15 protein-coding genes are annotated in these 22,698 nt (G+C 36.9%); 5 read left to right on the top strand and 10 right to left on the bottom strand.

What is annotated here, in order from left to right:
* Window positions 1–24 precede the first annotated feature (24 nt).
* Both ACFQO1_RS02865 and ACFQO1_RS02860 read left to right on the top strand, forming a co-directional pair.
* Window positions 25–762 carry an MlaE family ABC transporter permease gene (locus tag ACFQO1_RS02865; protein ID WP_380216462.1) on the top strand — a complete coding sequence of 246 codons (738 nt, stop codon included), beginning with the start codon at window positions 25–27 and terminating at the stop codon, window positions 760–762.
* Window positions 762–1,526 carry an ABC transporter ATP-binding protein gene (locus ACFQO1_RS02860; protein ID WP_380216461.1) on the top strand — a complete coding sequence of 255 codons (765 nt, stop codon included), beginning with the start codon at window positions 762–764 and terminating at the stop codon, window positions 1,524–1,526. Before ACFQO1_RS02865 ends, ACFQO1_RS02860 begins: the two co-directional genes overlap by 1 nt.
* A 3-nt stretch (window positions 1,527–1,529) precedes the next feature.
* On the opposite strand, the gene ACFQO1_RS02855 is transcribed toward ACFQO1_RS02860, so the two are convergent.
* The 9 genes from ACFQO1_RS02855 to porU form a co-directional block, all read right to left on the bottom strand.
* Complete coding sequence (locus ACFQO1_RS02855; RefSeq protein ID WP_380216460.1) at window positions 1,530–2,966, bottom strand: DUF389 domain-containing protein; 1,437 nt, start codon at window positions 2,964–2,966, stop codon at window positions 1,530–1,532.
* Window positions 2,967–4,049 (bottom strand): mannose-1-phosphate guanylyltransferase, encoded by a 1,083-nt coding sequence (locus ACFQO1_RS02850; RefSeq protein ID WP_380216459.1) that lies wholly within the window; start codon window positions 4,047–4,049, stop codon window positions 2,967–2,969. It lies immediately after the preceding gene.
* A gap of 3 nt (window positions 4,050–4,052) precedes the next feature.
* Window positions 4,053–4,649: a SprT-like domain-containing protein gene (locus ACFQO1_RS02845; protein WP_380216458.1), complete on the bottom strand. Its 597-nt coding sequence runs from the start codon at window positions 4,647–4,649 to the stop codon at window positions 4,053–4,055.
* A gap of 3 nt (window positions 4,650–4,652) precedes the next feature.
* A complete protein-coding gene (locus ACFQO1_RS02840; RefSeq protein ID WP_380216457.1) occupies window positions 4,653–5,339 on the bottom strand; it encodes an SDR family NAD(P)-dependent oxidoreductase in 687 nt (228 codons plus the stop codon).
* Window positions 5,340–5,439: 100 nt separating this feature from the next.
* Window positions 5,440–7,155 carry a pyruvate dehydrogenase complex dihydrolipoamide acetyltransferase gene (locus ACFQO1_RS02835; RefSeq protein WP_380216456.1) on the bottom strand — a complete coding sequence of 572 codons (1,716 nt, stop codon included), beginning with the start codon at window positions 7,153–7,155 and terminating at the stop codon, window positions 5,440–5,442.
* Between the two features lie 3 nt (window positions 7,156–7,158).
* The gene (gene pdhA / locus ACFQO1_RS02830) at window positions 7,159–8,157 is read right to left on the bottom strand and encodes a pyruvate dehydrogenase (acetyl-transferring) E1 component subunit alpha (protein WP_380216455.1); all 999 of its coding nucleotides are present in this window, start codon (window positions 8,155–8,157) and stop codon (window positions 7,159–7,161) included.
* Window positions 8,158–8,302: 145 nt separating this feature from the next.
* Window positions 8,303–8,791 carry a cytidine deaminase gene (gene cdd / locus ACFQO1_RS02825; protein ID WP_380216454.1) on the bottom strand — a complete coding sequence of 163 codons (489 nt, stop codon included), beginning with the start codon at window positions 8,789–8,791 and terminating at the stop codon, window positions 8,303–8,305.
* Window positions 8,792–8,795: 4 nt separating this feature from the next.
* A complete protein-coding gene (gene porV, locus ACFQO1_RS02820; protein ID WP_380216453.1) occupies window positions 8,796–9,953 on the bottom strand; it encodes a type IX secretion system outer membrane channel protein PorV in 1,158 nt (385 codons plus the stop codon).
* 35 nt (window positions 9,954–9,988) lie between these two features.
* Window positions 9,989–13,834 (bottom strand): type IX secretion system sortase PorU, encoded by a 3,846-nt coding sequence (gene porU / locus ACFQO1_RS02815; RefSeq protein WP_380216452.1) that lies wholly within the window; start codon window positions 13,832–13,834, stop codon window positions 9,989–9,991.
* A gap of 240 nt (window positions 13,835–14,074) precedes the next feature.
* On the opposite strand from porU, the gene gldJ reads away from it, so the two are divergent.
* Window positions 14,075–15,745, top strand: coding sequence for a gliding motility lipoprotein GldJ (gene gldJ, locus ACFQO1_RS02810; RefSeq protein ID WP_380216451.1), 1,671 nt, complete (start codon window positions 14,075–14,077; stop codon window positions 15,743–15,745).
* A gap of 88 nt (window positions 15,746–15,833) precedes the next feature.
* Window positions 15,834–17,114 carry a UDP-N-acetylmuramoyl-tripeptide--D-alanyl-D-alanine ligase gene (locus tag ACFQO1_RS02805; RefSeq protein ID WP_380216450.1) on the top strand — a complete coding sequence of 427 codons (1,281 nt, stop codon included), beginning with the start codon at window positions 15,834–15,836 and terminating at the stop codon, window positions 17,112–17,114.
* Window positions 17,115–17,173: 59 nt separating this feature from the next.
* Here the strand turns inward: ACFQO1_RS02805 and ACFQO1_RS02800 are convergent, their stop codons facing one another.
* Entirely contained in the window at window positions 17,174–19,390 is a 2,217-nt protein-coding gene (locus ACFQO1_RS02800) for an autotransporter outer membrane beta-barrel domain-containing protein (RefSeq protein ID WP_380216449.1), read from the bottom strand.
* A 168-nt stretch (window positions 19,391–19,558) separates the two neighbouring features.
* On the opposite strand from ACFQO1_RS02800, the gene ACFQO1_RS02795 reads away from it, so the two are divergent.
* Window positions 19,559–22,675 (top strand): CRTAC1 family protein, encoded by a 3,117-nt coding sequence (locus ACFQO1_RS02795; protein WP_380216448.1) that lies wholly within the window; start codon window positions 19,559–19,561, stop codon window positions 22,673–22,675.
* Window positions 22,676–22,698 lie beyond the last annotated feature (23 nt).

The following is a 22,698-nucleotide window of genomic DNA, read 5'->3' as shown; positions in this document are numbered from 1 at the left end:
TACTTTAGCATCAGGTTACAAGCTATGAGATACATACGAGATATAGGTTCCTATTTTTTAATGATAAAACGCATTTTTGGCAGTTTTACAAAAGGTTCTGTACTCAAGGAACTCATCTTTAAGGAAATTGAAGATTTAATTATTGGTTCCCTAGGTATTGTTGTATTTATCTCCTTTTTCGTTGGAGGGGTAATCGCGATTCAGACTGCATTAAATGTAAATAATCCTATCATTCCAAAATCGTTAATAGGGTTTGCCACCAGACAATCCATTGTATTAGAATTCGCACCAACTTTTATGTCGATAATTATGGCAGGAAAGGTGGGATCATTAATCACCTCTAGCATAGGCTCCATGAGAGTTACCGAACAAATTGATGCCTTGGAAGTAATGGGAATCAACTCTTTAAATTACCTAGTTTTTCCTAAAATTGTAGCCCTTTCTTTATACCCTTTGGTCATTGGAATTTCTATGTTCTTAGGAATACTGGGAGGTTGGGTTGCAGGAGTGTACGGTGGTTTTAGCTCTTCTACTGATTTTATTGCAGGTTTACAGGATGATTTTCAAGTATTTCACTTGGTCTATGCTTTTATTAAAACCTGCGTTTTCGCCTTTATCTTAGCGACGGTTCCTTCCTGGCAAGGGTATTTTATGAAGGGTGGGGCTCTTGAAGTGGGTAAAGCGAGTACCAATTCATTTGTCTGGACCAGTGTATTAATTATACTCGCGAACTATATCATCACTCAACTTTTATTAAGCTAATGATCAAGGTAGAAAATTTACATAAAAGCTTTGGCAGTGAAGACATTTTAAAAGGTCTTAACGTAGTTTTTGAGAAAGGAAAAACCAATCTTATCATTGGACAAAGTGGAAGTGGTAAATCTGTTTTTCTGAAATGCTTATTAGGTCTTTTTAAAGCCGAAGAAGGATATATTTACTATGAAGATAAAGCCATCCAAAATATGGATGAAGATCAACAAAGAGATCTGCGTGAAGAAATAGGAATGTTGTTTCAAGGAGGTGCATTATTTGACTCTATGACGGTTGAAGAAAATGTCATGTTCCCACTTCGAATGTTTACCAAACAGAGAAAAAAAGAAATGCAGGCGCGAGTGGACGAAGTACTTTCAAGAGTACAATTAGAAGGTGCGCATAAAAAATATCCTTCCGAAATTTCTGGAGGGATGCAAAAAAGGGTGTCAATTGCACGAGCCATTGTAAATAAACCTAAATATTTATTTTGTGATGAACCCAATTCAGGGTTGGATCCAAAAACAGCTACAGTAATTGACAACCTAATTCAGGAAATTACACACGAAAACAATATTACGACGATTGTAGTAACACACGATATGAATTCTGTGATGGAGATAGGTGAGAATATTGTTTTTCTAAAACAAGGGAAACTCGTATGGCAGGGAGATAGCACCGAAATTTTTAAAACAGACAATGAAGATGTAACCGACTTTGTGTATTCTTCAGACTTGTTCAAAAAGATACGTGAGGTTCAAAATAAAGAAGGATAGTTTTTATTCTGAAAGGACCAATGTGTCCAGCTTTAATTTAAATTGAAGCCATTCTGCTAACTGTTTGTTTTTCTCCTCTTTTTCTCTGTTCCGAAGCGATTTTGACCAGGTTACATTGAATACTGGAATTGTATCAATTTTTTCAAAGTTAGTCGAAACCCTTTTAGAATACGAAAATTGTTCCAGCTCTTTGTTAAGCAGTTTTACCTCTTTACTTAATTCTGAAAACGGAATATCTCTAATTTTTAGCTTTGCAATTTCATCTTCTAAAAAGGCAATACGATCATTTTTATCTCGCAAACGCTCTTCGCTGTTTACATACAGATCTTCCAATATTTCGGTTTTTAAGCTAGTAGAAATTCGTTGTTGAAGTTCTCCACTCTGGTCAGCTCCTTGATATACAATAAGATTAGCATCTTCTAGATCCTCTGCCTCTTTTAATTTATTTTTCCAATCGGTTATCTCTGCTTCCGGCACAATACGACCAATTAAATAGATCTGTATATTCTTTTCTTTATAATCCTGTGAAAATTTTACAACTTCGGTTCCTTCATACTGCACTATATTCTTTACAAAATCTTTAGTTCTATTCGTGAATATCTGCTCTTTTAAAAGATTCAGAAATAAAATAACACTAGGTATCATGACAATAATTGCCACTACAGAAGCTATTTGAGCAATTCTTTTTCTTCGTTTTGAATCGGCATAACGAACCAACGGAAAACGCAATATCTTTGAAACTATAAATGTGGATAATGCTATAAATACAGCGTTGATAGAAAATAAATACAATGCTCCAGTTGCGTAATTTAAGTTTCCAACGGCCAAACCATAACCTACTGTACAGAGAGGTGGCATAAGAGCTGTAGCAATAGCAACCCCAAAAATAACGCTGGCAATGGTACCGCTTTTGGTTTTTGCGACAATAAGTGCAAGGCCACCAAAAATAGCGATTAACACATCCAGGATGGTAGGATAGGTTCTTGCAACGAGTTCTGGTGTTTCTTCAGTAAGTGGTGAAATAGTAAAATACAAAAACGCAGTAAGTACACTTAAAAAAACCATCACGCCCAAGTTCACAAAAGAACGACGCATGGTGTCCACATCATTAATGGCTACCGAAAGTCCAATACCTACAATAGGACCCATTAAAGGTGAGATTAACATGGCACCAATCACCACAGCAGTACTACTTACATTTAACCCAATAGAGGCCACAAAAATGGAAAATATAAGAATCCAGGCATTATGACCTTTAAAAGATATATCCTTTTTTACTGCTTCAATAGTGGCATCACGATCTGTATCGTTATGAATATTAAAAAGATCGGATAGAAATTTTTTAATACTCTCAAAAGCATTGAGTTTGGTATGCTCAAATTTTGCTTCTTCGAAAGAAATATCTTTTTTTGTTTTTTTATGTTCTTCTGAACCTTCCATTTACGTATATTTTTTTCCGAATTTTGAACCTACTTCATTTAGCAATTGCTTGATATCCTGTTCTTTTTTCTTCGGAAATAAAAGTAACACATTTTCTTTATCGACAATGATATAATCGTTAATTCCGTCAATTACAATCAATTTTTTTGTGTCGGAATAAATCATATTCCCTGTTGCATCCGTAAGATACGGAATCGCTCTAACGGAAGCATTTTCAGCCGAATCATTCGTCATTTTATCATGTAAAGCACCCCAAGTTCCCAAATCATTCCAATCAAAAGAAGCCTTCTTTACAAATACATTACTCGCTTTTTCCATGATTCCGTAGTCAATGGATATATTTGAGGCTTTTTCATAATTTTCAGAAATAAACATAGCTTCCCTATCTGTATTATAAACAGGATTACCTTCAGAAAACAACGCGTGCATTACTGGCATGTTCTTTTCAAAAGAAGTTGTGATACTTTGTACACTCCAGATAAATATTCCTGCATTCCAGAGAAAATTACCTTCCGCTATAAATTGTTTTGCCGTTTCATAGTCTGGTTTTTCACGAAACTGTGCTACTTTCTTTATAGGTGAGCCCGAAGTTGGTTCGGCTTCGATATAACCATATCCAGTATTGGGAAAGGTAGGTTCTATTCCTAAAGTCATTAACATATCTTCTCGCTGGCAGGCATCAAAGCACTGTTGTAAGTCTGTTGCAAAAGCTTCTTCCTCTTCGATCCAATGGTCGCTGGGAGCGACAAGCATTAACGCATTAGGGTTCTCTTTTTTAATTTTTAGTGCAGCTACTAGAATGCACGGTGCTGTATTACGCATGGCGGGTTCTAAAACAACACGGTCTTTAGTAATGTCTGGAAGTTGCTCCAGTGTTAGGTCTAGATACCGTTCATTGGTTAAGATATAAATATTTTCAGCAGGAATTGCTTTAGCTATTCTACTAAATGTTTTTTGCAACAAAGTTTGTCCAGTCCCTAGCATATCATGAAACTGCTTAGGCAGGTTTGTTGTGCTTACTGGCCAGAAACGAGAACCGATTCCACCAGCCATGATTACTGCGTAGTAATTTTTATTTTTCATATTTTATTTCAGAAATTCTACTTCAGCATTCGGATTAAACAAATAGATTCTTCCGGTTGCTATTTCGAGACATTCATATCGTTTTACACGCTTATTTCCACGCTTAAAGATCTTTCCATTGTATAAACGGAAGGTACCTCCCTGCGGTATTTCAAAGATATAGTTTTTATCGTTGGGCAGATCAAATTGTTTTAAAGCGAGCGACAGGCGAGCGTCTGTATCACTGGTCGCTTTGGGATTCTTAAAATGACGCGCCAGTAATGGCAGTAACTGACTAGGGAAAACTTCAGGGCGTAAAAAAGGAAGCATTAATAATGTGAAAGTCTGTTTCCATTCAATGCCATGCGGTTTTATGTTTCTACCATATTTTGTAAATGCGACCAAATGTGCAATTTCATGTACTAAGGTCATTAAAAATCGGTACTGATTTAAACTTGCATTGACAGTAATTTGATGTTGTCCATTCGTAAGTTTTCTATAATCTCCGTGTCTGGTAACACGCTCATTCACGATCTTAAGGTGCACATTATTAGTTTTGATAAGCTCAAAAACTAATTCAACTGCAGCTGTAGGAATGTATTTTGAAAGAGTTTCTGTCATACATTAAGGCGTAGATGCCGATACTTCCAAGATCTTTCCGTTGTAATAGTTCTGACCCGTCAATGAAAAATCCATTATATAACTGGCCATTTCTTTTGCAGACAGTGGAGCTTTATATCCAGGAAAAGCTTCTTCAAGCATTTCTGTTTGAACTGCTCCTAATGCGAGCGCATTAAATGACGGACCCGTTTCTTTGTATTCTTCTGCCAGTACTTCAGTAAGGGTAATAATCGCCCCTTTGCTACTACTATACGCTGCCAGACCTGGAAATTTTGCACTTCCTTGAACGCCACCCATGCTACTAATATTTACTACATGACTGCTTTTTTTCATAAAAGGCAACACCACTTGTGTCATCGCCACGGCTCCGAATACATTAACTTCGTAAGAATCCTGAAAATCTGACATTTTTAATTTTGAGAAAGGTTTGTTGACCAGATATCCCGAATTATTAATAAGTACATCTACATGATTCCATTTTTCTTTAATAAATTCTGAAACTTTAGCAACATCACGCTTGTCTGTAATATCACATGAAAAGCAAGCACAGTTATCAATGTCAAGACCCGAAACAGGCGCTGCATCTCTTGAAAGCGCTAAGACATTATGACCTGCATCGGTACAAAGTGAAACAAGTTCATAGCCAATTCCACGGCTGGTTCCAGTAATAATAATATTTTTCTTTTTCATGATTTAAAGATACAGAAATCCCACAAGCTTCAACAAATGAAACTTGTGGGATTTAGCGAGTTATTTGTGAGATACTGAAACAAGTTCAGCATAATTAAACTCATACAAACATCGTGACTGGGTTTTCGATATACGTTCGTACTGTCTGTAAAAATTTTGCTCCTGTAGCACCATCGACTGTTCTATGATCGCATGCCAAAGTAACGGTCATCGTATTTCCAACTGCAATGGCACCGTTTTTCACCACTGGTTTTTCTATAATTGCTCCAACCGATAAAATTGCAGAATTAGGCGCATTGATGATAGAAGTAAATTCTTTGATCCCGAACATTCCTAAATTAGAGACTGTAAAGGTACTGCCCTGCATTTCGTCTGGACTAATTTTCTTATTACGCGCTTTTCCAGCCAACTCTTTTACATTTGCACCAATCTGAGAGAAGCTCATCTGGTCTGCAAACTTGAGGACTGGCACCAATAACCCTTCATCTACTGCTACGGCTACTCCAATATGAATATGTTTTGCAATTTTAGTTGCCTCTGCGGTCCATTGGCTATTTACCTGAGGATGCTTACGCAACGCCATAGCGCAGGCTTTAATAATCATATCGTTATAGGATATTTTCACCTCAGGATCGCTATTAATAGCCGTACGTGAAGCAATCGCATTATCCATATCCAGCTCTACGGTTAAGTAATAATGAGGTGCCGTGAATTTTGATTCGCCCAGACGTTTTGCAATCGTCTTACGCATTTGCGAATTTTTCACTTCTTCAAAACTTTCAGTTCCAACAGGCGTGTATGCTTGCCCACCAGCTCCTGGCTGATAATTTTCAATATCGCTTTTTACAATCCGACCGTGATCACCACTCCCAGTTACATGTTGTAGGTTGATCCCTTTTTCTTCGGCTAGTTTTTTGGCTAGAGGAGACGCAAATATTCTACCTTCAGAAGTTGATGTAGATGCTTTTGGTTCTTTTTTAGTTTCCTTTTTAGCTTCGGAAGTAGTTTCTTTCTTTTCTGAAGCCTTTTTTTCCTCTTTTGCTTCGGAAGGTTTTTCAGCTTTTTTTGCCGTTTTCTTTTCGGAAGCTTTTCCCGATATTCCAGAAACATCTGTTCCTTTTGGACCCACGATAGCGAGCATGGCGTCTACTTTTGCCGTTTCCCCTTCAGCAATTCCAATTTTTAATAATGTACCGCTATAGAACGATTCAAATTCCATGGTAGCCTTATCGGTTTCAATTTCGGCTAAAATATCTCCTTCTTCAATAGGATCCCCTTCTTTCTTTAGCCAGCTTGCCACCGTTCCTTCTTCCATGGTGTCGCTTAAGCGAGGCATTGTAATGACCTCTACACCTTTTGGCAATTCAGATCCTTTAGAGGAAGAATCTTTCTCTTCTTTTTCTTCAGATGTATCTTCGGAAGCATCTTCACTTTCAGCTTTATCATCTTCTTCATTTTCATCTTCTTCATTTTCATCTTGATCATTTGAAGAGTCTTCTTTAGTTTTCTGCTCTTTGTCTTTGTCTGCTTTACTTTCCGAAGCACTGCCACCCTCCACAAGCGCTGCAATATCTTCTCCTTCCTCACCAATAATGGCAAGCAACGTATCAACTTTGGCGGTTTCTCCTTCAGCAATTCCAATATGCAATAAAACTCCGTCATGGAATGATTCAAACTCCATCGTTGCCTTATCGGTTTCAATTTCGGCAAGTATATCTCCTTCTTCCACTTTATCACCAACCTTTTTAAGCCAGGTTGCAACCGTTCCTTCTTCCATTGTGTCGCTCAATCGCGGCATGTTAATCACTTCTGCCATGGTTTATAATTTATGTGGTAAAAACGGATAATCTTCTTGTTCGTAAACTGCGTCGTACATCACACTCTTGTCAGGGTAGGGAGACTCATCAGCGAATTTTTCGCATTCCTTCACTTGATCTTTAACGCGTTTGTCTATTTTTTTGATCTCATCTTCAGTGGCCCATTTCTTTTCATAGATTTTGTGTAACACATATGAAATCGGATCTTCTTCTTGTTTTTTGGCAACTTCTTCTTTGGTTCTGTAATGCTGTGCATCACTCATAGAGTGTCCTCTGTAGCGATAGGTTCTGATTTCAAGAAAAGTTGGACCGTCACCACGTCTCGCGCGCGCAATCGCCTCGTCCATTTCTTTAGCAACCACTTCCGGTTTCATACCGTCAACAGGCTTACAAGGCATTTCATAGCCAAGTCCCAGTTTCCAGATATCGGTATGGTTTGCTGTTCTCGCTACCGAAGTACCCATAGCATATCCATTATTCTCACAACAAAAAACCACTGGAAGTTTCCATAACATCGCCAGGTTAAATGTTTCATGAAGTGAACCTTGGCGTACAGCACCATCACCCATATAAGTAAGTGTTACTGCATCATTTCCATGATACTGATCTCCAAAAGCCATCCCTGCTCCTAAAGGAATTTGACCTCCAACGATACCATGACCCCCGTAAAAGCGATGTTCTTTGGAAAAAATATGCATCGATCCACCTAAACCTTGAGAGGTTCCAGTGGCTTTTCCGTAGAGCTCTGCCATCACACGTTTAGGATCTACGCCCATCCCTATGGGCTGTACGTGATTGCGATACGCGGTGATCATTCTATCTTTTGTCAAGTCCATGGCATGTAATGCTCCTGCAAGAACAGCTTCTTGTCCATTGTACAAATGCAAAAACCCACGCACTTTCTGATTGATATACACTTGTGCTAATTTATCTTCAAATTTGCGCCAAAAGAGCATATTTTCATACCAGTCGAGGTATGTTTTTTTGGTGATTTTCTTCATCAACTAAAGGTATTATTGAACCGAAGAAAGCTTCAGTTTACAATATTCGCGAATAACAAAAATAACATATTAAAAAATTCTATGAAAGAATAGAACTTTTATTTAGAAAGAAGAATTTTTCAGCTTTTTGTGAAGGCTAAAAATTTTATTCATGAAGAAACGTACTGTCAAAAATAAGCGGCAATAAATCCTTTACTGAAGCTGCCTTTACGATCTTCCCTGTTTCTCCCATAAAGTAAATAGTCATAGGAGATTTTTGGTTTACTTCATATTCTGCTAATGCTTGCCTGCAAGCGCCACATGGTGGTGTTGGAGTATCGACGATATGCGTAAGAGATCGCACGGTTAATGCTATATTTGAAATAGTGACACCAGGATAGGTTGCACCAGCATAAAAAACTGCCGTACGCTCTGCACATAGACCAGAAGGAAATGCAGCGTTTTCCTGATTATTTCCCAATACTATTTCTCCATTTTCAAGTTGAAGTGCGGCTCCTACTTTAAAGCGTGAATAAGGCGCATAAGCCTTTTCACGAGCTTGCTGCGCCTTATGCATTAATGTCTGAATGTTTTGAGGAAGTTCTGAAACAGAGTCAAAAACTTCTAAAACGGTTTCAATGGTAAGTTTTTTCAAAAGTTTAGTATTCGCTGTACTCGTCTCCAAAGTTAAATGTAAGTCCGAAACGAAGCGTACCTTCTAATGGGCTACGCACTCTAGAAGTTGAGAACAGGTATGAAATATCAATATTAATGGCTGTATATTTAAATCCAGCTCCTAAGGAAAGAAATTTTCTTGATCCTTTTTCTTCACTTTCATTAAAGTATCCAGTTCTTAAGGCAAACACATCTTGATACCAATATTCTAAACCAAGCGCCCAGGTTACCTCTTTTATTTCTTCACTGAAACCATCTGGCGCATCTCCAAAAGATTGGAAAATTCCCGAAAAGAAACTAATATCCTGATATTCTTCGTTATCTTCTTGGTCAATATCGCCATCCCCGTCAAAATCTCTTGGTGTTGGCACTAATAGCTTATTAAATTCTGCTGTAACACCTACTTTATTATACTGATCAAGTATAAAATCAAAACCACCTCCAAGACCTAAATTGGTAGGTAGGTTATTTTCCTGTCCAGATTCGTCATATTTAAATTTGGGTCCAATGTTAGAGATGTTAAAGCCACCTCTCCATCTTCCGTCGAAATCATCAAAAGGAATTTCCTCACTCTGGTAATATCCAGAAATGTCTACCGCAAAGGTGCTTGCTGCCGAAGCGTCTTCATTAGATGCCTGTATTTTAAGATCTGAACGCAAATAACGTCCTGTGATCGCCATAGAAAAACGATCTCCTAAACGAAGTGCGTAAGATGCATCAAAAGTTAATTCATTTGGGCTTTGAAGTAAAGGCTCCTGCTCTGCAGTATCTCTTAATTCAATATCACCTAAGCTAAAATATCGTAAACTCGCCCCAAAAGCACTACGCTCGTCAATACGGTTATAATAGGTTAGGTTACCTAAGAAAATATCGTTTACCAACTGACTTAAGTATGGAGTATACGTCACCCCAATACCTTGTTTTGATATTGCGAAAGCATATTTTGCAGGATTCCATTGCTGTGAAAATGCATCGGCAGAACTTGCAACACCTATATCTCCCATACCCGCAGAACGTGCATCTGCAGCGATAAATACAAAAGGAACACCCGTTGTAATTACTCTATTATCTGCATTACCTTCTTGTGCAACAGCATTATAAGAAAAAACACTACTAATAATTAAGATAAAAATCTTCTTCATGAGGTTAAAATTTTGACAAATATAATTTTATATTTTTAAAGGATGACGAGTTTTTCAAATTTTTCAACCCGCTTATTGGTTAACGAAGATTTAACCGTAATCTTATACACATAGACACCTTTTCCTATTTTATCACCAAAATCGTCTCTTCCATCCCACACAATGTCGCGTGACAAAAACCCTTCATTGGTAATAATTTGATTTTTAGTCCAGACCACTTTTCCGGTTACAGTAAAGACTTGTACTTGCACTTCCAAGGGCTCTAAAGGCCTGTTATGGTTAAACCAGAACTCAGTATAATCGACAAATGGATTTGGATAATTGAGCACTCTAGTAATTTTTAATTCGTCATCTCCAGCTACAACAAATTGTAGTTCTGCCGTAGAAGAATTGTTATATACATCCCAAGCTTTAAAGGTGAGTGTATGAAGACCTTCTTCAAGGTCTCGAAATTTGAAGTTCATGGTTCCTTTCGTAAAATCATCTACGTCTCCTTGATAATATTCATTCACTACAAAAGGATTTGCCTCATCGCCATCAAGAATAGCGATCATATCATGCCCAATACCACTAGCTGTATTTAAGCCATTTTCATCTTGAAGTTTCGCGATAAGTATGGGAGAATCATCTGTGATACCTCCAGAAGTAAAACTTTCATCATTCATGAACAACTGAATTTCTGGGCCTTGATTGTCTTCTGGAGCGTTTTCATTAAGCCCACCGATACGCAAATCGAAATTGACCCCTGTTTGATCTTCTAACGCACCTTCTTTTTTGGTATATAAACTTGCTCTACCATTTCCCAATGGGATTTGAATATCACGAGGCACTACAAATTCAAACTCAAACAACCCATTTGTAACAGACGCTTGACCGTTAAATATTCCTTCCCCAAGTGTTTGAAAGTTTAGTATTAAAAGCTGTCCATCATCACCTCTTACTCCATCATTTCCCAAAGTTTGACGATCTACTTTTTTATCAAAGATTTTTGCTTCCAAAACACCATTGTAGTTCGATTGTAAATTACCATTAGCATCAAGCACTTCTCCTCCCAACGTTACTCTACTAAGTGCCTGCAAAACATCTGTAGCGCCTGCTATAGGTTGTCCATTTAGCGTTGTGAGTCTAACCTGCGGCTGTGGAAATGCTAGCTGCATGGCAGGATCTCCCACATAAAACACGACACGTCGCAAGACATCAGTAATGTTATTTTTTGAAACACGTAATGCTTCTGCTGCTGTATTGTAGTTTGTGGTTCCATATCCAAAAAGTTCTGGCGCTAATACTTGATTGAATTGAACTCCTAGTGTCACAGTAATTGACCTTGTGGTAGTAATTAATGAAATAACCCCACCTTCTCTGTTCCAATATATTAATTCCCCAGCAGTAATTCGACTCGGATTATCAAATTTGGTATATTCACATGTAACGGTGACAAGTAATGGAAGTCTTTTTGAATTTTGCAGGTTTTGCCCATCATCTTTCGTAAAAATAAACTCTTTTGCAACGCCATCTTCTCCTCCGTGGCCAAAATAGGTAATGATGAGAGCCCCCACATCAATTACATCTTTAATACGCTCATTAACCGTAGGATATCTATCTCCACCAGCCGAAGTTTCCTGCTGAAAAGCATCGGTATGTATTTTTTTAACATTGATAAAAGGCTTTTCTGCTTCTATCTGGTCACCTATGGCATCAAGAGTAACCTCTAAATCCAAATATTCATATTCTTCATCTACATCATCTGAAATTAACACAAAGTTATTTCGCCAATTCCCGTAGGCTTCTTCTGCTCCATAATTTATAATTTTATTGACAAGGTCATTTCCTAACTGTACATTATCTGCCAATATTCTTCCTACAGCGATATCAAGCTTATCGGCTCCATCCATTGTTCCTTCTGAATCGTCCATGTTTCCGAAGAAATCATCGCTCATAAATGAACTTACCGTACTTTGACTTGATAGGGTATGAAAAATTGGGACGGCATTATTATTGTTCGAGAGTCGATCTCTGTAATCTACAGTCGTATCTCCAAAGAGACATAGATATTTTATTCTGTTTTCTGAAGAAGATGCATTATCATAAACATATTTTACAAAGTTTCTAATTCCTGAAATATCTAATTTCCCAGAACTAAATTCTTCATATATCTTATCGGTGGTTACTACTTTCACTCTTAGTCCGCTTAGGTTTCTATGATGATTCGCCAAACGTAATGCAGGTTGAAGGAGAAAAGGGGGCGCAATAATTAGGTAATCAATATCCTGAAAATTACCTGAACTATCATTAAATATAGTGCCTTTTAAATTTTGATTTACCACCCGTGACGCTGCAATCTCAATTGGAGCAAAGTAATCTTCAGGATTGACTGCTACATAAGTACGCTCTGTTCCTAGGGTTGCTTTGAATGTAAATATTCCAGTTTGATTTTCATTTAGTTTTGATGTAATTGCAAATGGGTCTGTTACATCCCAAACTTCCGTAAACTGAGCAGCATTAGAAATCTGATACTCAACAATTCCACTAAAAATAGCTGCATCCTCATTCAAGAATAATAACTGTCCTTTAGTACCTTGCAATGCACGCTGTGCAGTTACTCTGATATAATCTATGTAGGCATTACTTTGCGGGTTCCCAGCATTACTGTAATTCAAATCAATATTTATTGTTTCACCAGCCGCTGGAATTTGTCCAAAAAATTGATTTCCTCTAATAAGCGTTGACGAACTTACTGGAGTAAAAGTTACTGGGTTTAACGATGTCCCATTAATTGCTAACGCCATCGACGTTGATGTTTCTGAAACACCAATAACCTTAATTCGATACGTTATATTCTCACCAGCTACAATATTTGGAAACTCAAATGTATAGCTTTGTTCATTCTCTATATCAAATCGATTCCCAAACCACCTTCTACCCAGTCGTGACGGACTTTCTTCATCCACCTCATGAAATTGAGTGTCATGGAAACTTGTAAAAGTTCTATTAGCATTGCCTGAAGGTTCTATCATTGGTTGAACACGAAGTCCTGGCCCTCCATCTGCTGTCACATAATAATAGGACTCATCACTGTAAGGATTTAAAAAAGAATCATTTTCAGCATCATAACCTTCGGTACTGGTACCAAAGAACACTATAAAATCTCCACTATCAAAAGAACCATCTTCTCCACCAACAATTTTTATAGGTGTTTCGGGCAAATCAAATTGGGTATTTAATGAGTTTAAGAGCGGTAAGGGTTTCCCTCCATGCCCATATACTTTTAAATTTTCTGGATTGATATTGTTTGTGTTCATTCCAAGATCTTCCAAAAAATCTTTTGTAATACGATGCACTCCCGTTTTATCAATTCTGAATTTAAAAAAATTATGAGTCGCTAAAACAGAATTTGTAATAGGCTGCTTAAATACAGGGCGATTTTGCAACTGATTATAGACAACATTAAAAGAAAGCACCCTTTTGTACACACCGTTTGCTTTTATGATAGGAGTCGCCTCTATCATCGTATAAATAATATCTCGTGCTTTCGTACTCTTTATTGTTGCGGTAAAAGTTTCTGGAACTAAGCTTGTGTTAATTTTAGATATTTCAGAAGAAGATAATGTACTATATCTAATATTGGAAACTTCAAGAGAATTAGGTTCTGCAAAGATATTGTCTTTCCATTGCGTTGCAAACTTAATCCGCTCGTCATCAATCATTAAGTTTATAGAGTTGATAGCCCTTTCTTTCTGTTGTTGTTTTGTTAAGGTAGTTTTTTGCTTCTGAAAGGAAGAGCTTTCAGAAAATGAACTCCAGTCTATAGAAATATTCTTAGATTGCGCCATTAAAAGACACGGCACTACTAGAAAGAGAAAATATAGTATTGTTTTTTTCATTATTAGCATAAACGCAGCAAATATATACTTAGTATCCTGAGTAATTAAACTTTAAATAATCATTGTTAATTTGTACTAAACGCAAAAATACAACGTTAGTCAAACGTTTGGTAGTAAAAGGGTATAAATCCTAACATACTATTAAAAAGTAAAATATTATTGAATTTTTGTCGTTAATTACTATATTGCGAACCCAATTTTTTCATAATTGAATCTATGAACTTAACAAAAACCCTAACAATGCGACTGCTAACTTTTGTAGTTGCTTCCACGTTTTTAATTAGTTGTAACAATACGCGAGACTATAAAGACAGCTCTAGAGCGACAGGTTGGAAAATGAATGCCAAAGAAGGTGGTTTTCAATACAATCCAAAGGCTAAAGAACAAGAAACAGGTCCTGGCTTGGTATTTATTGAAGGAGGAACCTTTACCATGGGTAGAGTACAGGATGACCCAATGCACGATTGGAATAACACACCAAACCAACAGCACGTACAATCATTTTATATGGATGAAACTGAGGTGACAAACCTTATGTACATGGAATATCTAGACTGGATAAAGGAGGTTTTCCCTCCTAGTAATGACAATTATAGAAATATTTATGAAGGTGCCTTACCAGACACGCTTGTTTGGAGAAACCGTCTTGGTTTTAATGAAACAATGACAGAAAACTACCTTCGTCATCCCGCCTATGCAAATTATCCTGTTGTAGGGGTTAGCTGGATCCAAGCAGTTGAATTCAGCAACTGGAGATCAGACCGTGTTAATGAATTTATTCTTGAAGAAGAAGGGTTTACTACTAGAGGAGCACGTTATGAAGTAGAAGCTGGCGAAACGTTTAGCACAGATACCTATCTTAACGCTCCAACTTTAACGTATGGAGGAAAAGACTCTATTACTAGAGGTGGAAAAACATCACAATCATTACTTAAACGAAACGAAGATAGTACCAATTTATATGTTCAAAGAAAAGACGGTTTATTATTACCATCATACAGACTACCTACCGAAGCTGAGTGGGAATATGCTGCACTTGGACTTGTAGGTCTTCGTAGTTATAATGTAATACGCGGTAGAAAGAAATACCCATGGGACGGTCAATATACTCGTTCTGGAGATAGAAGAAGCCGTGGTGACCAATTAGCCAACTTTAAGCAAGGGGATGGTGATTATGGTGGTATTGCTGGATGGAGTGATGATGGAGCAGACATCACAGCCGAAATAAAGTCGTATGAACCGAATGACTATGGTTTATATGATATGGCTGGTAATGTAGCCGAATGGGTTGCCGATGTATACAGACCTATTGTAGATGACGAGTTTAATGATTTTAACTACTATAGAGGAAATGTATATACTAAAAATGCAATTGGTAAAGACGGACAAGTTAAAATAGTTACCTCAGACTCTATTGTTTACGATACGCTTAGCAACGGAAAAATTGTTGCGAGAAATCTTCCTGGTGAGATATTACAGGTTCCTGTAGACGAAAAAGAAACGTATTTAAGAACACAGTTTTCAGAAAGTGATAACCGTGATTATAGAGATGGAGACAAGCGTTCTACTCGCTATTACCAATCGTTTGGAAGTGGCGATGACTTAGGTGAAGGAGACGAAAGAGATCCAGCAGATGGTAAAAGAATGTACAATTCACCTAGGCATAGAGTATCTGCAGATAGTACTGGAGGTCTAGACAGAAATTTTGATACATCTAATAAGAGAACAACCTTAATTGACAATGAAGTTCGTGTGTACAAAGGAGGTTCATGGAGAGACAGAGACTACTGGTTAGATCCAGCCCAAAGACGTTTCTTCCCTCAAGATATGGCAACAGATTATATAGGATTTAGATGCGCAATGTCACGTGTAGGGTCAAAATCTAAAAAAGGTAAAAGACCTAGAAACTAAATTTATTAAACTATTTAAAAACCTTCCTTAGTGTATGCTTCGGAAGGTTTTTTTGTATCTTTAATGTACAAAAAAACCATTCCTACTTGTGAAAATAGAAACCTTATACGAGCATTTTATAAATAGCTCAGGAATCTGCACCGACACTAGAAAAATAACCTCTAATTGCCTTTTTTTTGCCTTAAAAGGTGATTCGTTTGATGGTAACAGCTTTACCGAACAAGCCCTTGAAAAAGGAGCTTCTAAAGTAGTAATTGACAATATCAAATTTCATCGCAACACAGGAGAGACTATTCTATGTGACGATAGTCTTTCGCTTTTGCAAAAATTAGCAAAATACCATCGCACCGTGTTAGGAATTCCCATCATCGCACTTACGGGCAGCAATGGAAAAACGACCACAAAAGAACTGATCAACGCAGTTTTATCTCAACATTTTAAAACTACAGCCACCCTTGGAAACCTTAACAATCATATTGGAGTGCCACTTACCTTGTTGTCAATGACTTCGGAAACTGAAATAGGTATTGTAGAAATGGGTGCCAATCATTTAAAAGAAATCGAAACCTTGTGTGAAATAGCTATGCCAGACTACGGATACATTACCAATTTTGGAAAAGCACATCTGGAAGGGTTCGGAAGCCTTGAAGGAGTGATTAAAGGCAAATCAGAGTTGTACAAGCATTTAAACGATCATCATAAGTTAGCTTTTGTAAATGGCAATGACCCCAAGCAAATAGAAGTTTCAGCAAAGTTGAAGCGTTATACTTTTGGTACAGATTTGCACGATTGTTACATTCAATTAAAAGATGCTTCAGAAATGGTAAAAGTCGAATATGATGGACAAACCATTCAAAGTAATCTTATAGGTCTTTACAACTTCCATAACATTGCTGCTGCAATTGCTATGGGATCCTACTTTAAAGTCCCTTCAGAAAAAATTAAAAAGGCAATAGAAAATTATGTTCCTACTAACAATCGATCTCAACTGATTAAAAAAGGAAAACATACCATTATTCTGGATGCTTACAATGCCAATCCAACAAGCATGATGGCAGCTTTAGAAAATTTTAAGCAAGCCTCTGGTCAGAACAAGGTTTTATTTCTTGGCGATATGTTTGAGGTTGGAACTACAGTGGCTCAAGAGCATGAAGCTATTGTTAGGTTTCTTTCTGAAAATAACTTCAGAAAAGCTTATCTCATAGGTGATCATTTTTTTAATACAAAAACTCAAGCTCCTTTCATTCAAAAATTCAAAACATTTGAAGATTTTAAACACGTTTTCAAAAATGAAACACTTTCAGAAAATACTCTATTAATTAAAGCTTCGAGAGGAATGGCATTGGAACGAATTTTAGACTTATTATAACAAAGGCCTTCTTAGATTATAAGAAGGCCTAGTATTGTTTATAACAGGGTGTAGCTTTTTTATTCTACCACCATTCTTTTTGTATCGATTCGTTTTCCGTCAACATATAGTGTATAAAAATAAACAGCAGCTTGCATTCTTTCTTTATCTACAATAATCTCACCTTCTCCCATTCTGTCAATTTTATAATTCTCAAGAAGCCTTCCCGAGGTAGCACTCACAATAATATTTGCGCTTTCGTATCTAAATGGAATAAAGTATCCAATAGTTGTAGAGTTGTCAAAAGGATTCGGAATGTTTTGTAATAAAACTGGCTGATCTGGCTGCACATTAAAATCTGTAACCCCCAACGTACCATCACATGCACAGTCCTCTATAGCTTCAAGTCGCGCTAATACATCGTTCATTTGAGCAGAAAGTGCCGCTAGTTGACTTTGAGCAGTTTCAAGTTCATCTCTCAAAGGATCGACAAGAGGTCCTATATCTACCTGAGCTGTTCCCCCATTTTGAAGAGTTATTCCTAAAATATCTCCCGTTAAAATAAAGTTAGCTAACATTTGGTTATCGGTATTATCTAAATACATTGATAAATCAACAGTTCCGCCATCTTCAAGTGTTAGCGTGTTTCCTGATAAGCTCAGCACCTGGTCGTCTGTTCCGCTATTGTTTAAGGATGATAAATCTACCGTCTGGCTGGCACCCCCTTCAATACCAATTGTTAGTGTAGTACCCGAAAGACCCGATCCAGAAATATTCTGATCGTCGGTATTGTCTAGATAAGAAGAAAGGTTTACAGAACCCCCATCTTCAAGAGTCAATGTATTGCCCGACAAGCTAAGCGCTTGATCATCGGTTCCACTGTCGACTAATGACGATAAATCTACTGTCTCACTTGTTCCACCCTCAATACCAATAGTTAGCGTAGTGCCAGAAAGACCCGATCCAGAAATGTTTTGATCGTCGGTATTGTCTAGATAAGAAGAAAGACTTACAGAACCCCCATCTTCAAGAGTCAATGTATTGCCCGACAAGCTAAGCGCTTGATCATCGGTTCCACTGTCGTCTAACGACGATAAATCGACCGTCTGACTAGTTCCTCCCTCAATACCAATAGTTAACGTAGTGCCCGAAAGACCCGATCCACTAATATTTTGATCATCTGTATTATCTAAAAAAGAACTCAGATCAACCGTTTGTGTTGCTACACCATCATCTTCTAAGGATAGTTCCAGTTGATTGCTGGCATTTAACTGAAACACATCAGCCCCCTGATCATCGGTATTGTCTAAAAAAGAACTTAAATCTACCGTTTGTGTAGCTACACCATCATTATCTAAAGACAATTCTAATTCGTTACTTGCATTTAACTGAAAGACATCGACTCCTTGATCATCTGTATCGACTCCCCCACTTTGCCATTGTGTGCCATCATTTGAAAATAATTGATTAAGGTCAGTATCGTATACAATCATTCCTTCTACATTTGCTAATGCTGTTCTATCTGTTGTTGTCATTCTATTTAACAATAACCCTTTTGCAGTTGACTTAAGGTCAATTGAAGCATTCGCATTTACAGCATTACTAGCTCCCCCAATACCAATTGCATCCCCGCGAATAACTAACGCATTCTCCGAAGAATTTGGGATTATTTTAAAAGGTAATGTACTACCATTTGTTGCATCCCGTACAAAAAAGTTTGTTTCATTTCCTGCAACATCCCAAACTTGAGGTGTAAATCCACTTGAACCATCTTGATCAAGCCGAAGCGTTGGTGAGTCTCCATTTCTAGAATGCATTTCTACTACGGGCGCATCAGTACCAAAACCCACTCTACCACTATCATCTACATACAAAGAATTTGATGGAGCACTAGCTTCTATCCTAAAGGGATTAGTTCCTGCTGTGGCATCATCTATGGCAAAATAATTTGCACCCCCATTACTCGTATCATTTATAGATATCCGCCAATCGTTGTTTGGAAAAGATGCAGAATTACTTGTATCATCAAAATGGATGCGTAGATTATTTTCTTTTATTCTAAAAGTATCAAAACCAAAGTTCTCTCCATCGACACAGTCAAAACCTGCACAAATACTCCCATCAACAATTAAATCGTCTGCAATAACTTGATCTTCTGGCTGTATATCCAAATCGGTCACTATACTTCTATACGCATTGCTATTTTGTATTTGAGTAAAAGTATTTCCTCGTTGTCCATAACTATATAGTGCTAAAAAGGAAAAACAAAAAATGAGAATTTGTGTAATTTTTTTCATGATGTTTTATTATTTGGTTATTTATTAAATGTACTGCAAAATTTATTATGCCAATTCATTATTAGTTAAAGACCCAAAATATTCGATGAAATACCAAAAAACCTAATATCTATTTAAAAATGGTATTAAAAATTTATTTATATATCTTTCAGAAAAATTAACCAGATTTTGAAACATCTTTTCTACAGCATCATACTCTTAGGGTTTTCAACAATATCATTTGCTCAAACAAACGATGCCATTTCTGAAATTATCGATAAAATTTACGAACTCGAAAAAGACAAAGATGCCAAGTGTTATGCAACAGCAAACCGGCTTGAGGATTTTATGTATGGTACCCCATTGACTGAAAATGCTCGGAATGCAAAAATTGACATTCAGAAAAAAATAGTTTTTTACTTTAAAGAAAAGGGTAGTGAGTTAGCAAGAAAAAAACAACAAACTAAAATATCTTCAGAAATAGTTACTTCACTAATTGATAAAATTTCCAGAATTGAAACTAATAGTAATGGCAACTACACCTATTATCTCACCACTGGTAATGTACTCATTAAAAAAATAGATTATGATCAATATAGTTCGGTTTCTTATGGGTATCGCTCTATACTTTCAGTCGAACAGGATTTATTTTATATTCCTGAAAAAGAAACCTTATCATTAGCTCCTGAAGCCTTACAAATTGTAAATGACTATGTCAACCTAATGACGTTAGTGGTTTTAAAAGTTGCAGATCTAAAAGCCAGAAAGTCAAATGACAAAACAATTTCAGAAGCGCAACTCATTAACAGCTGGGTACTCATACTTCAGGAATCTCAAAATAGTGAAACTCCCGCAACTATTTCCTATCCTACGTTATCTGAAAGCAATAAACCAAAAACTAATAATTCGCTTATAAAGTCAATCATTTCTCAAAAATTAGCCTCTTATAAAAATTATAATAACGTAAATGAAGCGCTTTTTCTTCGGAATATTCAAGTCTATTTTGCAAAACAGAAATGGCCAACAGACCAAAAAGTTTCAGAGGAGTTAAGAGCATATTATTTGGAATCCCTAATCCAATTTGCAAAAGGATTACTCATAGATGCTACTGCTGTTTCAGAAACTAAAAATCACCCAATCATTCGTCCTGAAGACGTGGAAGCTTCCTTAAAAAGGTTTTTGCCTAGTATCACAAATTCTTTTGAAGATGTTACTTTTTTTCCTAATCAACTTTCAGAAAATATAACATTGGAGTCGTATGATTTGGACTCTTTTAGAGATAGCGGATTTCATTGGAGAATTTTAGGATATGCCCTTGATGATTTAAATGCCGAAAACGTAGCTGATCTTGACCCTAATGCCGCTGAAATTATAGTAGAAGGTATTGCACAACTAGGCGTTCTAGCACTTAGGGTTGCCGGAACAATCTCCAAAAGTCAAAATGAAATTACCCTCAGTAATCAAAGCCTTACGCAAGGACTTCAGAAAATACAAGATCTTATTTCAACTTATAATTTTGATGCAGTAGAAACAGATACAACTACAATCGCTTCAGCAAAAACAAGTACTCTAATGACTCCGTTTATAGAAATTACAAATACGGCTTTAATAGATTTTGAACACAAATCTTCAGATTGGCTTAATCGCCATATTCGAAGCTATACCACTGCCCATGAAGAAGGCACCATAAAACTAGCAATTCCTCCTGCATTTGGAGGTTCTGGGGTAGCTTGTGAGGACATCAATAATGATGGAATAATGGATATACTACTTCTTGGCGGATTTGGCAACAAACTATATTTTGGCAATGGAGATAAAACTTTTACAGATGTTACTCAAGAAAGCAATCTCAATATCTGGAACGACTCATTACAGTCGTACGGAGAGCCCAGACAACCTATTATCGCCGATTTTAATAATGACGGCCTTCAGGATATATTTATAACCTATGTAAATGACCTACACCGAATGTATCAAAACACACCTGGTACTACATTTAAAGATGTTACTGCTACTTCAAATTTAGGAGGAAAAGATCTGGTTGCAGGTCCCGCCACTGCATTAGATTACGACAATGACGGTCTTCTAGATATCATGATTGGGTATTTTGGCAACTATGTAAAAGGAGATTTGCCCACATTAAGTAGGGACAATCAAAACGGATCACCCAATCGTCTCTTTAAAAATATGGGCAATTTCAATTTTCAAGAAGTTATGTTTACAGATAATTCCAAAGGGAATAATGGCTGGACACAAGCTTTAGGACACGCAGATATCAATCAGGATGGTTGGCAGGATATCATTGAGGGCAACGATTTTGGAATCAATAAATATTATTTGAATACCGGTGACGGAACCTTTACCGAAGCAGGGAAAAAGTTAGGCACAGATAAACCTTCTTATACCATGAACGTAGGCATTACAGACTTAAATCGTGATCAATTTCCAGATTTTTATATATCGAACATTGTCGTCATGCAAAAAGATGAAAAGTACGTGTTGCCTTCCGAAGAAACAACCATGAAATTTGATCCAAAGAAAATGGCCAATATCCGAACCGTTGAAGCGAATGATTTATTTATTTCTACTACTGAAAATGCTACTTTGAAAGCGTATTCAATATCACAACAAATAGGTCGTGGGTATGATGCCACAGGCTGGTCATGGGATGCCGATTTTTTTGATTTTGACAATGACGGAGACGAAGACCTGTATTGCTTGAATGGAATGAATGATTTTAGTGTGTATTCTTCTGAAAATCCATTCTATTTTGAAAATAATACTGCAAATGCAAATAATATAGAATATGCACAAAGTAATAAAGAACGAAATGTATTTTTTGTAAATGAAAACGGTCAACTTTTGAACAAAGCCAAAGAATTAGGAACCGACCTTAACAGTAATTCAAGAAGTGCCAGTTACTTCGATATTGATAACGATGGTGATCTCGATATCATTCTAAATAATTACCATGAAAAAGCAGTATTGTATGAAAATCTTACAGAAAACAACAACCACTGGATTAAAATAAAACTTGTAGGCGCACCAGATCAAAATATTAATAGAGATGCTATAGGCTCTACAATCCTTCTATCCAGTGAAAACTTTAAAAATATCTGGAGGGAAATCCACAGTACCACTGGCTATCTTTCGGTGCACCCAAAACAACAACACTTCGGACTCGGATCTGATTCACAAACCGACGCAACAGTTAAATGGAGCAATGGAACCGTAGTCCATTTTGAAAATATAGAAGCAAATGCTAGCTATATCATTCAATACCCAGATATACTATTAAAACAGTAATTTTCATTGAAATTTTTATTCAG

This window comes from Jejudonia soesokkakensis, assembly GCF_042664795.1.
GTDB classification, from domain to species: Bacteria; Bacteroidota; Bacteroidia; order Flavobacteriales; family Flavobacteriaceae; genus Jejudonia; species Jejudonia soesokkakensis.
Note: the sequence above shows the minus strand (reverse complement) of the source record. Positions and strands in the feature narration are given on the sequence as shown.